The organism is Rhodoplanes roseus, assembly GCF_003258865.1.
Taxonomy (GTDB): Bacteria; Pseudomonadota; Alphaproteobacteria; order Rhizobiales; family Xanthobacteraceae; genus Rhodoplanes; species Rhodoplanes roseus.
Window position 1 is genome coordinate 1 of record NZ_NPEX01000056.1, and the last position, 13,235, is coordinate 13,235.

The window sequence follows — 13,235 nt, forward strand, 5'->3', positions numbered from 1 at the left end:
GCCGCGCCGCCTTGCGACGGCGGTCGAGGATCTGCCCGGTCGCGCCATGCGCACCGGAGACGAGCGTCCAGATCCGCTCGTGCTCCGGGCCACGCGCCCGCCAGGCCCGCACCATCTCGATCGCGACCGGATTATCGGGATCGTTATGGAGGCGGATCATCAGGTCGATCGCCTCGTCGAGCAGCCGGTTCGACTCCGGCGTCGTGTCGCTCATCGGTTGGTTCCGGCCCGCGGGCGACCGACCTCCGGCGCCTCGCCACGCCCTTGATACACCCGAAGGCGCCGAATTTTCTCCCCTGCCCGACGGTTCGGATCTCGACCGCTCAGATCAGGCCGGCCCGGATCACGACATGGCGGTAGGCCTCGTGCACCAGGGCCCAGGTGCGGCTCACCGATAGGCCGAGCTCGCCGGCGACCTCGGCGATGGTGCGCCCGCCGATGCGGTGCATCTCGAAGGCGCGACGCGTGCGCTCCGGCAGCTCGTCGAGCGCGGCCGCGACACGCGCGAGCTGCTGGCGGTCGCAGACGATGGTCTCGGGCGTCGGCGTCGGATCCGAGATCTCGGCGACGATCTCGTCGGGCAGGTCGACGATGTCGGCGAGCCGCTCGCGCCGAAGGTGATTGAGGCCGAGATTGCGCGACACCTGGAACAGATAGGCTTTCGGATTGTGGTTCTCGGTGCCGTCCGCCGGCAGCGAGACGAGCACGCGCAGGAACGTCTCCTGGGTGAGATCCGCCGCCGTCTCGTGCGTCAGCCCGCGGCGGACCAGCGACCGCCTGATGGCGGCCGCGTGCCGGCGGAACAGCATGTGCACATCCCAGACCACCGAACCAAACGCCCCCGTCCCCGGGCCGGCACGCCCGACCCTGCATCGGGTTTAACGGCGCACGAATTTCCCGTGCAAGCGCAATGATTTAGAGGAATTCCAAGATTCCCCGCAGCTGAGCGTCGGAGCACACCGGGTGCAAACGCCGAATCCGCCGGCAGTTCCGCGACATAGTCGCGCCGGCGCGCGTTTCCGGCATCGTCTCGCGGCGCGGTGCGATGCGGCTTCGTTTCGGCAGCGGCGTGACGGAAACAGCACAGAAACGGGCACCGCGGGCCCGCTCGGCGGCTCGCGCCGGTCCGGTCAGACCGCCGCGCCGGCCAGAATGCCGGCCCGCTTGCGCAGGCGCGCGGCGTCGAGCAGCATCTGCGCGGCCCAGCGATAGACGTTGCGCTGACGCACCAGGTCCCGCATCAGCCGCATGCGCTCGCGCTGCTCGGCCGCCGGCATGCGCAGAGCCGCGTCCATCATCGCGCCCATGCTGCGGGTGTCATAAGGGTTGACGATCAGGGCCTCGGACAGCTCGCGCGAGGCGCCGGCGAAGCCCGACAGGACGAGGACGCCCTGATTGTCGTCGCGCGCCGCGACGAACTCCTTCGCCACCAGATTCATCCCGTCGTGCAGGCTCGACACGATGCAGATGTCGGCGGCGCGGAAGATCTCGAAAACCTCGGTGGGCTCGTGGTGCCGGATCGACAGCACGATCGGCTTGTAGTCGGCGCTGCCGTGGCGCGCATTCACCTCCTCGGCGAGCCGGACCGTCTCCGCCTGCAGGGCGCTGTAGGCGCCGAGCTTGCTGCGAGTCGGCGACGCCGCCTGCAGATAGACGAACCTGCCTTTCCATTCGGGATGACGGATCAGCAGGTCGTCGACGGCATGAAGCCGGTCGAGAATGCCCTTGGTGTAGTCGAAGCGTTCGACGCCGACCGCGATGCGCGCCTGCGCGGGCAGGCCGAAGCGGCGCTTCACGGCCTCGCGGCATTCGTCCACCGGCGGCTGGTGGGCGAGCGCCGCCGGCGGCCATTCGATCGAGATCGGATAGGCGCGGACCATGGTCTCGTGGCCGGCCAGAGTCACAGAGCCGTGCTCGCGATCGATCCGACTCTCCATGAAGCGGTCGGCCGCCTCCAGGAAGTTGTTGCAGTGGAAGCGCGTGTGGAAGCCGAGAATGGTGCTGCCCAGCAGGCCGTCGATGATCTCCTCGCGCCACGGGCAGATGCTGATGGTCTCGGCGTTCGGCCACGGGATGTGCCAGAACGTGATCACGGTGGCGCGCGGCAGTCGCCGACGGATCATCCGGGGCAGCAGGGCGAAATGATAGTCCTGCACCAGCACGATCGGATCGTCGCGGTCCGCCTCCTGCACGACCGCGTCGGCGAAGCGCTCGTTGACGAGCTTGTACTGACGCCAATCCTCCTCGCGAAAGGTCGGCCGCACGAAGGCGATGTGACAGAGCGGCCAGAGCCCTTCGTTGGCGAGGCCGTAATAGTAGCCGTCCTGTTCCTCGTCGGAGAGCCAGACGCGCCGGAGCATGTAGGTCGGATCGGCCGGCGGCACCGCGACCTTGTCGTTGCGGTCGACGGTGTCGCGATCGGCCGAGCCGCTGCCGTGGGCGATCCAGGTCCCGCCGGTGGCGCGCATCACCGGCTCGAGCGCCGAGACGAGGCCGCTCGCCGGCGTCTGCAGCGAGATGCCGTCGTCGGTACGGTTGTGGATGTAGGGCTCGCGGTTGGAGACGACCAGGACCTCGGCGTTCGGCAGCTCCTCGACGAGCAGCCGGTGCAGCGTCTTCGGTGACCACTCGACGTGGATGCCGTCGGCATAGGTGCGCTCGACGCGCAGCTCGCCGAGCAGTCCGTGCAGCTCCCGGCCGAGCGGCGAGTCGATGCTCGGGGTACTCTCCGTCACGCCGCCGCCGGTGCGGGCGTCGGCGACGGCGGCCCGCACGGTGCGCACCCAGCTGCGCTGCAGCGCCAGCACCATCGCGAGCGCCAGCAGGCCGAGGCCGGCAGCGACGCCGATGACCGACAGCATCGTGTAGTAGCGCGCCTCGTTGGCCCGCTCCTCGACGAAAGCGAGATCGTGCAGGACCAGCAAGTGCCCCGATACCGGACCGGCGATGATCGGGAAGATGCTGACATGGATGCGCCGTCCGCCGTCCGGAACGGTGGCGAACGTGTCGACCTTGCTGCGCTTCAAGCTGCCGCAGGTGATCGACTTGGGGAACTGCCGGGTGGCGTAGCGCAGCTCGCCCGTCTCCGTGCAGAAGCCGAGGCCGAGGATGCGCTCGTCCTCGGTCAGCCGCTCGAAGAAGGGCCCGAGGTCGAGCCACGGCGTCGCCGCAAGTCCGGCGGCGACCTGATCGCGAATCGAGCGGAACACCAGGCGGGAGCGCAGCTCGATGTCGCGCTTCGACCAGCCTTCGACGATCGCGGAGCCGAGCGGCGCCAAGGCGAGGACCATGATGGCCGCCGCAGCGATCCCGAGCGCGGCGTAGCGCAGGGTCGGGTTGCGCAGCGACATTCGGGAGATCATCCGATTCAGCAGCCCCTCGCGTCTCACGCCCGCCATTCCTCCGATGTGCCCCACTCCGTCGATATCGCCGCCGGTCGTCCGTCCTTCCTTCCGCTCTGCAGCGAGAATCCCGGGCTCGTTTTGGGACAATTCTCCGGACCTGTCGACCCTGCGGTGCAGCCGCACCCCCCGAGCCGGACCGCCCCGAGAGGTCGGCGGCGCGCCCCCGGGTGGAACACGGAGGCACCTTCGAGCATTGCGATCCCGCACTCCTCCCGCGTCCACGGCAGAGCATGACCGGTCCCCTGCGCGACGGCGTCGACGATCAGAACCGGTCTCCGGACGCAGCAGCAGCGCCGCTCGGCGCGACCGGCCCGCGCGTGGCCCTGATCGTGAACGCACGCTCCCGGACCGGCCGCGCCGGATTCGACACGGCATGCCGCCTTCTCGTCGCGCGCGGATGTACGATCGCGGCGGCGCATGCGGTCGCCGATCCGGCGGCGCTTCCGGCCGTGGTCGCCGAGGCGGCGGCCGGGACTCACGATCTCGTCGTGATCGGGGGCGGCGACGGGACGATCAGCACGACGGTGGGCGCCTTCGCGGATCGTGACCGCGTGCTCGGCCTCCTGCCGCTCGGCACTGCGAACAGCTTCGCCAAGGCGCTCGGGCTGCCGCTCGCGCTCGACGAGGCCGTCGATGTGCTGCGTGACGGCGTCGTGGCCCGGGTCGATCTCGGCGTGCTGAACGGTCGTCACTTCGCCAACGCGGTCGCGATCGGCCTGCCGGCCGACATCGCGCGCGGCACCCCGCATCGGGTGAAGCGGTGGGTGGGGCGCAGCGGCTACCTGCTGGTCGCGGCGGTGCGGTTCCTGCGACACCGGGCATTCCGCGCCACGGTGACGCATGACGGCGGGACGGCGACGTTCGAGGCGCTCGAGCTGCGCATCGCCAATGGCGGCTTCCAGGGCGGCGTGCCGGTTCTCCCCACCGCCGACGTGGACAGTGGCGATCTGGTGATCCGCGTGATCAAGGGGCCGTCGCGTCGCGCGCTGTTGCGCGTCTGGCTGCAGGCGCTGCGGGGAACGACGCCGGACACGTCCGATCCGGACCAATCCGATGTCGTGGTGCTGCGGTCGCGCGCCGTTTCGATCGAGACCGATCCGCCGCAGCGCGTCTCCGTCGACGGCGAGGTGGTGATGCGAACGCCGGTGAAGGCCGAGATCGCCCCGCGAGCGCTGCGCGTGATGGTGCCCCGAACAGCAGCACGACATGGTTAAGGCCTGGTAAATTCTGCCACCACTACAGCGTGCAGGAGCCATGTCGGATCGCCGGGCCGGACGAACCATTCTTGCCGCAATCGATGTGCTTTCTAGAGGGGCGTCGGGGGACGTGCGTCGCCAGCCCGGTCACGGAGGCGGCGCGAAGCACGGTGTGGGGAACGCTTTTGATCCGAGTGGGAATCCGCTCGATCCCGATCGGGGTCGCCGCAGTGGTTGCCTTGGGCTTCGTCCTCAAGGCGCCCGGCACGCACGCCGGCCCGTCCGAGATCGGGTTCTACCCGGAACGGCCAAGCCTTTCTGTTTTCGGCACGATTCACCCGGGCCTGTTCCGGCTGCCGACGCCGACGGCGACCGAATCGCCGGTCGCGACCATTCCGTCCCGCAGCATGCGACTGGCCAGCCTCGATCCGCAGATCGGCGCCGAATCGCTGCTCGGCTCCGACTCCCTGCTCGAGGACGAGGCCTTCACCGAGGCGCTCGGCGTGGTGCAGCGGCAGGCCTCGTTCGACGAGCGATTCGCCTCCTTCGCACCGACCGATTCGTTCGAGGACCGGTTCGGCGTGCCGCGCCGTCCGGCAAGCCCGCCGCCGGCGGTCCTCAGCCTCGCCAGCACCGGCAGCGTGCCGGTGCAGCTCGGCCGTCCGGCCCGGGAGGCCTCGCGGCCGATGGGCCGCGCGCTCGACACGGCCCCGGTGGTCGAGGCGCCGAAGCGCCATGTCCGCCCGGGCCAGTCCAAGCCGGCCTCGCTGCCGCCGGTCGAGGACGACGGCAAGACCGCCATCTACGACATCACCGCCAAGACCGTGTATCTGCCCAGCGGCAAGCGCCTGGAGGCGCATTCCGGTCTCGGCGCCATGATGGACGATCCGCGCAACGTGCATGTGCGCATGCAGGGCGCGACCCCGCCCAACGTCTACAAGCTGACCATGCGCGAGAGCCTGTTCCACGGCGTGCGGGCGCTGCGCATGACGCCGGTCGACCAGGGCCGGATGTACGGCCGCGCCGGCATCCTGGCGCATTCCTACATGCTCGGCCCGAACGGCCAGTCGAACGGCTGCGTGTCGTTCAACGACTACCAGGCGTTCCTGAACGCCTATCTGCGCGGCGAGGTCACCCGGATCGCCGTGGTGGAGCGCCTCGACGCGCCGCCGCCCGGCAGCCCGAAGGTCGCCTCCAACTGGCTGTCCGACACGCTCGGCAAGCTGTTCAAGGCCGACGACCAGTACGCCAGCGCCGGCGCGCAGTAACGGCGCCATCCTCCGACGCATCATGCCCGCGCTCGCGCGGGCATTCGCGTTTCTGGGGATGACTAAGCCGCCGCCAGCCGGTCGACCCAGCAGCGCCACGCCCGCGCGACGGCGCTCGGCGGGACCCGCGCCGCGAGATCCACCTCGCCCGGCGTCAGCGCATCGACGGCCCCCATCGCCATCGCGGCGGACTGGATCTGCGCGTTGCGGCAGGCCGACACGGCACGGAACACCATGTCCTCGATGTCGCGACCGATCGAGGTGGCGCCGTGGCGGCGCATCAGCACCATGCTGTGCGGGCCGAGCGCGCGGGCGAGCGATGCCGCCTGGGCCGCAGTGGTGACCAGCAGATTGGTGTCGCCGAAGTCGTCGCGGCTGTCCCAGAACGGAATCGTGGCCCCCATGGTGGCGCCGTGCTGCGTCACCGGCACGAGCGGAACGCCCGACACGCAGAACGGCATCACGGCCGGCGCGTGGTGATGGCAGATCGCCTGCACGTCCGGGCGGAGCCGATAGATCTCGCCGTGGATGAAGCGCTCGCTGTAGAGCGGCTCGGTGCACGGCTCGACCGGCTCCGAATCCTCGCCGAACACGAGAATGTCGTCGGGCCGCACCTGCTCGGGCGGCCGCGAACAGGCGAGGAGGAAGCGGTCCGGCCGGTCCGGATGCCGCACGCTGGCGTGGCCGAAGGCGTCCATCACCTGCTCGTTGGCGAGCACGCGATTGGCGGTCGCGAGAAGGCGCCGCAGCGGATCGAGGTCGGTCACGTCGGCGCTCCGGTCGGGCTCGGCCTCACAGCTTCCATTTCGGCCCCCGCACCACCTCGTCGAGGTCCTTCTCGGACAGGACGCGGGGCAGCGCCTTCAACGCCAGCGCCTCGTCCATCAGCGAGCCGAGCCCGGACACCATGTCGGGATTCATGGCCGGCTTCGGCATGAACTCGTCGCGGATGCGCGCCGAGAGTTTTGGCGAGACGCCGGCGATTTCGGAGAAGGACGACATCGCCTCCGGCGCCGAGTAGAGCCATTCGTAAGTCTCGCGATAGCCGGCCACGAAACGCTTGATCGCCTCGGCCTTCTGGGCGAGCGCCGTGCTGTTGACGATGTGCACCCGCACGGTCTGGTCGCGGGTCGCCGGAACGTCGCTGCCGCGCGCGATCAGCCTGATCTTGCCGTCGTCGAGTTGCTCCAGCCCGAAGGGCGGCGAGGCCCAGCCGATGTCGATCTGCTGCGACATCACCTGGGTGTAGGTCGCCGGCGAGGCGCCGGTGGCGACCGGCTTGGCCTGGCTGTCGTAGTGGCGCAGGAGCTTGAGCAGCGTCGTGTGGGTGGAGGCCCCGTTCGTCGAATAGCCCGCCGTCTTGCCGGCCGCTTCTTTGAGCGAGGTGATCGGCGAGCCGGCCGGAACGTACCAGTAGAGATCGCCCGAGCCGGTGGTGCCGCCCAACAGGATCCGGACCGGCGCCCCCTTCACGAAGGCCGAGAGCACCGCCGTCGTACCGGCCGCGATGCCGATGTCGACCCCGCCCGTGATCACGGCCTGCAGCGTCTCGCCGCCGCCTTGCGTGTAAAGGATCTCGAGATCGAGCCCGTGCTTCTTGAAGATGCCGGCCTTCTGGCCGATCGCCGGGACCACGGTGTCCCAGTTGCCGCGGGCGCCGACCGCGAGCTTGAGCGTGTCGTCGGCACGCGCCGGCAGGACGGCCAGGGCGAGCGCGAGCCCCGCAGCGGCGAGCCGGCTCAGAAGCGGAAAGCGTGTCATCGGGGGCTCCTTGTCTCGGGTCAACGGGAGACGGCGGGGGCGCCGTGCCGGGCGAGCCGCGCCAGCCCGGCATTGGCCAGGATGGCGAGCCCGAACAGCACGAGCACGAGCGCCGCGAGCAGCGGCATGTCGAAATGCCGGTAGGCGTCGATGATCAGATAGCCGATGCCGGCGCTCGACAGCTTGGTCTCGGCCAACAGCACCACCACCACGGCGACGCCGAAGCCGAGCCGCACCGCATTGACGAGCGCCGCCCGGATCGCCGGGACGTAGACCATGGTGAGCATCCGGTAGGGCGAGAGCGCGAAGCCGCGCCCGACCTGGACCAGCACCGGATCCATCTCGCGCACACCCGAGATCGTGCCGAGCACGATCGGGAAGAAGGCGCCGAGCGTGGCGAGCGACACCTTCGAGGCGGCGCCGACGCCGAACAGCATCAGCATCACGGGAAAGAAGACGATCTTGGGCGTCGGCGCCAAATAGTGCAGCCACGGCTCGTAGGCGCGCCGGAGCAGAGGCCGGGCGCCGATCGCCACGCCGAGCAGGATGCCGGCGACGGCCGCGAGCGCGAGACCGCCGGCGATCTCGGCGGCGGTGACGCGGAGATGCCCGTAGAAATCGGCGCTCAGGGCCAGGCCGACGATCCTGCCTGCGACCGCGGCCGGCGACGGCACGATGTCGCCCGGGAACAGGCGCGCATTCACCACCGCGGCCCAGACGGCGACGACCGCGGCGAGGCTCGCGCCCTGCGCCATCCGGATCCGCCAACGGGAGCGCGGACCCATGCTCAGCCCCGCAACCGGCGTTCGAGATGCTCACTGGCGGCGACGAACACGGCGCTCACCACGACCACCAGGGCGATGCAGGCATAGGTCTCGGGCAGATCGTAAAGCTCCGCATGCTCGTTGATGAGCTGGCCGAGCCCGCCGTAGTTGATCAGGAACTCCATGCCGACGATGTTGATCAGCGCGAAGCCGAGACCGAGCCGGAAGCCGGAGAAGATCACGGGCAGCGCCGCCGGGAACTCGATGCTCCAGAAGACGCGGACCGGCCGGAGATTGAGCGCGCGCCCGACATCGACCAGCACGGGCCGGACGCCGGCGAATCCCTCGATGGTCCGCAGCACCATGGGCGGCAGGCCGGCGACCACGCCGACCGCCACGATGGTCGCGGCGCTGCGTCCGAACATCACGAGAAAGAACGGATAGACGAGCACCAGCGGCGTCGCCGCGAGCGCCGCCACCCAGCCCTCGTAGGTCCGCCGCAGCGCCGTGACGCGGTACAGCAGCGTGCCGACCGAAAGGCCGATCAGGCCGACCAGGACGGCGGCGGAGAGTAGCTCGAACGCCGTGGCGAGCAGCGCCTCGAGCCCGTTGCCGTGCCACAGGAGATCGATGCCGGCGAGCAGCACGGTCGACGGCGGTGGCACCACGAAGGGGCTGACCAGCCCGGTCCGGATCAACGCCTCCAGCGCGGCGAGGAGGCCGAGCACGGTCGCGACGCCGAGCAGCGGCGCCGGCGAAAACCGCGGCCGGCGCGATCGGACCCGTCCGGACAGCGTCGCGGCGTCGCTCACCCGGCGCCTCCGGACACCAGCGCCTCGCTCTCGGCGAGACCGCGGCTCGCCTCCTCCTTGAGGTTTCGCCACAGCCCGGCGACGTGCCGGGCGAAGGCGTCGGACGTGATCACGTCGTCGCTGCGCGGTCGCGGCAGGTCGACCTCGACCACCGCCTTGATGCGCCCGGGCCGGTAGGTCATCACCAGCACGCGATCGGAGAGCTGCACGGCCTCGCCGATATTGTGGGTGATCAGCAGGGTCGTCTGCTTCGTCGCCTGCTGGATCTGCAGGACCTTGTCGCCGAGCAGATAGCGGGTCTGCTCGTCGAGCGCCGCGAAGGGCTCGTCCATCAGCAGGATCTTCGGATTGAAGGCGAGCGTGCGGGCGATGGCGACGCGCTGCCGCATGCCGCCCGAAAGCTCCGAGGGGAAACGCCGCTCGAAGCCCTTGAGGCCGACCAGCGACACGAAATGCGCGGCCCGGTCGAGACGCTCGGCCCGGCCCATGCCGGACGCCTCAAGCGGGAAGGCGACGTTGTCGAGCACCGAGCGCCATGGGAAGGTCGACTCCTCCTGGAACACCATGCCGATGTCGCGATGCGGACCCTGGATGCTGCGGCCGCCGACCCGCACCTCGCCCGAGAACCCGCCCAAAAGGCCGCCGATGATCTTGAACAGCGTGGACTTTCCGCAGCCGCTCGGCCCGATGACCGACAGGAACTCGCCCTCGCGCACGTCGAAGGAGACGTCGTCGACCGCCGTCACGATCTCGCGCCCCGTGTGGAAGCGCTTGGTCACGTTCATGACGCGGAGCGCCGCCGTCCACCCGACGACCGCGCTGGTGTCGCCGGACAGCGGTGGGACGGGCGCGCTGGGCTCCGGTGAGGTCATCGGCACATCCTGACCACGGTGGCGTTACTCCTGCAGCGCCTGCTCGCGCTTCACCCGAACCGCGGGCAGCACGAGAACGAACAGGAGCGCCAGCGCCGCGAGCAGGAAGGCGAGGCTCAGGGGCTCGGAGATCAGCACGGAGGGATCGCCGCGCGAGATCAGCATGGCGCGGCGGAAGTTCTCCTCCATGATCGGGCTGAGCACGAAGCCGAGGATCAGCGGCGCCGGCTCGCAATCGAGCTTGGCGCACAGATAGCCGACCACCGTCATCACGGCGAGCACGTAGACGTCGAACTCGCGCCCGTTCACGGCGAAGGCGCCGATGCAGCAGAACACCAGGATCGACGGGAACAGGAACCGATACGGCACCTGCAGGAGCTTCACCCAGATGCCGACCAGCGGCAGGTTGAGCACCACCAGCATCAGGTTGCCGACCCACATCGAGGCGATCAGGCCCCAGAACATCTCGGGCTTGTCGCGGATCACGCTCGGCCCCGGCGTGATGCCGTGGATCATCAGGGCGCCGATCATCATCGCCATGGTCGGGTTGGAGGGCAGCCCCAAGGTGAGCATCGGCACGAAGGAGGTCTGCGCGCCGGCATTGTTGGCGCTCTCGGGCGCCGCGACCCCGCGCAGGTCGCCCTCGCCGAAATGCCGCGGCGGCCGCGCGATCTTCTTCTCCACCGTGTAGGCCGCGAAGGCGGCGAGCAGCGCGCCGCCGCCCGGCAGCACGCCGAGGATCGAGCCGAGCACGGTGCCGCGAAAGATCGCCGGCAGGCAGAAGACGAGGTCGCGCCGCGTCGGCCAGATGCTGCCGATGCGGGTGCGGACCGCACGGGTCTCGTCGCGGCCCTCGAGATTGCGGGCGATCTCGGCGATCCCGTAGATGCCCATCGAGAGCGCCACGAAGTCGATGCCCTCGGCGAGTTGCGGATAGCCGAGCGTGAAGCGGCGGACGCCGGAGTTGACGTCGGTGCCGACGAGCCCCAGCAGCAGCCCGAGCACCACCATGGCGAGGGCCTTCATGACGGAGCCGTGCGCCAGCACGACCGCGGCGACGAGTCCGCACACCATCAGCGAGAAGTATTCGGCCGGGCCGAACTGCAGGGCGACCGCGCCGAGCGCCGGCGCCGCCAGCGCGATCAGCACGGTGGCGACGCAGCCGGCGATGAACGAGCCGATCGCCGCGATGCCGAGGGCGGCGCCGGCCCGCCCCTGCTGCGCGAGCCGGTGGCCGTCGATCGCGGTGACGACCGACGACGCCTCGCCCGGCATGTTGACCAGGATGGCCGTGGTCGAGCCGCCGTACTGGGCGCCGTAATAGATGCCGGCCAGCATGATCAGGCCCGACACCGGATCGAACGAGAAGGTGAGCGGCAGCAGCATCGCCACGGTGGTGACCGGGCCGATGCCGGGCAGGACGCCGACCAGCGTGCCGAGCAGACAGCCGAGCAGGCAGAAGACGAAGTTCTCCGGGCTGGCCGCGACCGACAGGCCGAGCGCGAGATTGCTCCACAGATCCATGGTGCTCACCAGCCCCGCGGCCACACCGGCAGCGGCATGGCCAGCGCGGCGACGAAGATCACGTAGGTGAGGGCCGACAGGAACGCCGCGAGCATCAGCATTTGGGGCCAGCGCACCCCCGTCCCCGCGAACGAGCCGATCACTGCGACCAAAAGGGTCGTGAGCACCAGCCCAGCCCGGCCGACCAGCAGGGCGAAGACGACGAGCGCCACCAGCAAGACCAGCAGCGGACGCGGATCGATCCGCACCCGGGCGCTCTCCAGCAGCGGAAGCTTGCGCGCACCGCCGGCGACGATGTGCACCGCGACGGCACGGCCCAGGATGCCGAGCCCGAGCAGCGCCAGCGCGCCGGCCAGCACCATCGGGAAATAGCCCGGGCCCATCACGCCGGCGCTGCCGAGGCGAAGCTTCGCCCCGGCGACGGCGAACAGCGCCGCGAAGGCGATGAACATCAGGCCGGCCCAGACGTCCTTGGAGGCGATCATGCTTCCTCCCGCGCGTGAACAGAACGTCGCGGCCGGGACCGCAGGCCCGCGCCGCGCAGTGTCGCCGTGCCGATCAGGGCTGCTTGATGCCGCCGTCCTTGATCACCTTGCGCCACTTCTCGAACTCGGCCGCCACGATGGCGTTGCCCTCGGCCGGGGTCGTCCCGCGCGGCTCGACGCCGACCTTGGCGAAGGCTTCGACGGTCTTCGCGTCGGCGATGGCGGCCGCGACCGCCTTGTTGAGCTTGGCGACGATCGGCTCGGGCGTCGCCGCCGGCACGAACACGGCGAGCCACAGGTCGACGTCGAAGCCCTCGAGCCCCGCGGCCGCCACGGTCGGCAGGTCCGGATAGGCGGAGCTCGGCTTGGTGCCCGTCGTGGCGAGCGCCCTGACGCGGTTGTCGTTGGTGAACGGCTTGGCGCCCGTGATGCTGGAGAAGGCGAACTGGACCTTGTTGGCCATCATGTCCGGGAACGCGGCGGCGATGCCGCGATACGGGATGTGCATCGCCTTGGCGCCGGCGCGCGCCGAGAACAGCTCGCCGGCGAGATGCGGCGTGGTGCCGATGCCGGCCGAGCCGTAGTTGAGCTTGCCCGGATTGGCCTTCGCATAGGCCAGGAACTCGGCGAAGGTCTTGGCCGGCAGCGCCGGCGAGGTCACCAGCACCAGCGGCGACGAGCTGATCACCGAGACGACCTTGAGGTCCTTCTTGAAGTCGTAGGGGACGTTCTCCTGCAGGGTCGGATTGATGATGATGGCCGGGTCCATCAGCAGCAGCGTGTAGCCGTCCGGCGCCGCCTGGGCGACCACGTCGGTGCCGAGGATGCCGCCCGCGCCCGGCTTGTTCTCGGCCACGAAAGGCTGTCCGAGCTCCTCGCTCAGGCGCTGCCCGAGGGTGCGGCCGATGAAGTCGACGATGCCGCCGGGCGCATAGGGCAGCACCAGCCGCACCGGCTTGTCCGGATAGGTCTGGGCGCTCGCGAACGACGCGGGCCCGATCAGCGCGGCGAGGCAGGCCACCACCCCAGCCCATCGAATTGCACGGGTCATCGTGTCCTCCTGGAGTGGCCGCCGCGGGCGGGGGTGCCGCAGCGTTCGATGCAGCGTACCAAAATTGGTTCGTTTTGCAATTTTCGTCACAGCGCGGG

The 13,235-nt window shown here is 70.0% G+C and carries 13 protein-coding genes; 2 read left to right on the forward strand and 11 right to left on the reverse strand.

Features of this window, described 5'->3' with window-relative positions; all coding sequences use genetic code 11:
• From CH341_RS10640 to CH341_RS10650, 3 genes are all read right to left on the reverse strand, one after another.
• Positions 1-214 (reverse strand): FecR/PupR family sigma factor regulator (locus CH341_RS10640; RefSeq protein ID WP_146604434.1); only part of this gene is annotated, 214 nt, incomplete at its 3' end.
• Between the two features lie 109 nt (positions 215-323).
• The gene (locus CH341_RS10645; RefSeq protein ID WP_210208247.1) at positions 324-809 is read right to left on the reverse strand and encodes an RNA polymerase sigma factor; all 486 of its coding nucleotides are present in this window, start codon (positions 807-809) and stop codon (positions 324-326) included.
• Between the two features lie 321 nt (positions 810-1,130).
• Entirely contained in the window at positions 1,131-3,350 is a 2,220-nt protein-coding gene (locus tag CH341_RS10650; RefSeq protein ID WP_111419028.1) for an alpha,alpha-trehalose-phosphate synthase (UDP-forming), read from the reverse strand.
• A 284-nt stretch (positions 3,351-3,634) separates the two neighbouring features.
• Between CH341_RS10650 and CH341_RS10655 the strand changes: the two genes are divergently transcribed.
• Positions 3,635-4,618, forward strand: a complete 984-nt coding sequence (locus CH341_RS10655; protein WP_111419012.1) for a diacylglycerol/lipid kinase family protein — start codon at positions 3,635-3,637, stop codon at positions 4,616-4,618.
• A gap of 167 nt (positions 4,619-4,785) precedes the next feature.
• Positions 4,786-5,868 (forward strand): DUF2778 domain-containing protein, encoded by a 1,083-nt coding sequence (locus tag CH341_RS10660; protein ID WP_245430987.1) that lies wholly within the window; start codon positions 4,786-4,788, stop codon positions 5,866-5,868.
• Between the two features lie 62 nt (positions 5,869-5,930).
• On the opposite strand, the gene CH341_RS10665 is transcribed toward CH341_RS10660, so the two are convergent.
• The 8 genes from CH341_RS10665 to CH341_RS10700 all read right to left on the reverse strand — a co-directional run bounded on the left by CH341_RS10665 (position 5,931) and on the right by CH341_RS10700 (position 13,137).
• The gene (locus CH341_RS10665; RefSeq protein ID WP_245430988.1) at positions 5,931-6,635 is read right to left on the reverse strand and encodes a class II aldolase/adducin family protein; all 705 of its coding nucleotides are present in this window, start codon (positions 6,633-6,635) and stop codon (positions 5,931-5,933) included.
• 25 nt (positions 6,636-6,660) lie between these two features.
• Positions 6,661-7,629, reverse strand: a complete 969-nt coding sequence (locus tag CH341_RS10670) for an ABC transporter substrate-binding protein (protein ID WP_111419013.1) — start codon at positions 7,627-7,629, stop codon at positions 6,661-6,663.
• A 20-nt stretch (positions 7,630-7,649) separates the two neighbouring features.
• Complete coding sequence (locus CH341_RS10675; protein ID WP_146604435.1) at positions 7,650-8,414, reverse strand: ABC transporter permease; 765 nt, start codon at positions 8,412-8,414, stop codon at positions 7,650-7,652.
• A 2-nt stretch (positions 8,415-8,416) separates the two neighbouring features.
• A complete protein-coding gene (locus CH341_RS10680; RefSeq protein ID WP_245430989.1) occupies positions 8,417-9,205 on the reverse strand; it encodes an ABC transporter permease in 789 nt (262 codons plus the stop codon).
• Positions 9,202-10,077 carry an ABC transporter ATP-binding protein gene (locus CH341_RS10685; protein ID WP_111419015.1) on the reverse strand — a complete coding sequence of 292 codons (876 nt, stop codon included), beginning with the start codon at positions 10,075-10,077 and terminating at the stop codon, positions 9,202-9,204. Before CH341_RS10685 ends, CH341_RS10680 begins: the two co-directional genes overlap by 4 nt.
• Before the next feature lie 24 nt (positions 10,078-10,101).
• Entirely contained in the window at positions 10,102-11,601 is a 1,500-nt protein-coding gene (locus tag CH341_RS10690; protein WP_111419032.1) for a tripartite tricarboxylate transporter permease, read from the reverse strand.
• Between the two features lie 5 nt (positions 11,602-11,606).
• On the reverse strand, positions 11,607-12,086 hold the full coding sequence (locus CH341_RS10695) for a tripartite tricarboxylate transporter TctB family protein (RefSeq protein ID WP_111419016.1): 480 nt from the start codon (positions 12,084-12,086) through the stop codon (positions 11,607-11,609).
• A gap of 73 nt (positions 12,087-12,159) precedes the next feature.
• Positions 12,160-13,137, reverse strand: coding sequence for a Bug family tripartite tricarboxylate transporter substrate binding protein (locus tag CH341_RS10700; protein ID WP_111419017.1), 978 nt, complete (start codon positions 13,135-13,137; stop codon positions 12,160-12,162).
• Positions 13,138-13,235 lie beyond the last annotated feature (98 nt).

Bases quoted from the DNA above. Each gene is read 5' to 3' on its own strand.
- CH341_RS10645 (WP_210208247.1), bottom strand. From the start codon at position 809: ATGCTGTTCCGCCGGCACGCGGCCGCCATCAGGCGGTCGCTGGTCCGC.
- CH341_RS10650 (WP_111419028.1), bottom strand. From the start codon at position 3,350: ATGTCGCTGCGCAACCCGACCCTGCGCTACGCCGCGCTCGGGATCGCT.
- CH341_RS10655 (WP_111419012.1), top strand. From the start codon at position 3,635: ATGACCGGTCCCCTGCGCGACGGCGTCGACGATCAGAACCGGTCTCCG.
- CH341_RS10670 (WP_111419013.1), bottom strand. From the start codon at position 7,629: ATGACACGCTTTCCGCTTCTGAGCCGGCTCGCCGCTGCGGGGCTCGCG.
- CH341_RS10675 (WP_146604435.1), bottom strand. From the start codon at position 8,414: ATGGGTCCGCGCTCCCGTTGGCGGATCCGGATGGCGCAGGGCGCGAGC.
- CH341_RS10685 (WP_111419015.1), bottom strand. From the start codon at position 10,077: ATGACCTCACCGGAGCCCAGCGCGCCCGTCCCACCGCTGTCCGGCGAC.
- CH341_RS10690 (WP_111419032.1), bottom strand. From the start codon at position 11,601: ATGGATCTGTGGAGCAATCTCGCGCTCGGCCTGTCGGTCGCGGCCAGC.
- CH341_RS10695 (WP_111419016.1), bottom strand. From the start codon at position 12,086: ATGATCGCCTCCAAGGACGTCTGGGCCGGCCTGATGTTCATCGCCTTC.
- CH341_RS10700 (WP_111419017.1), bottom strand. From the start codon at position 13,137: ATGACCCGTGCAATTCGATGGGCTGGGGTGGTGGCCTGCCTCGCCGCG.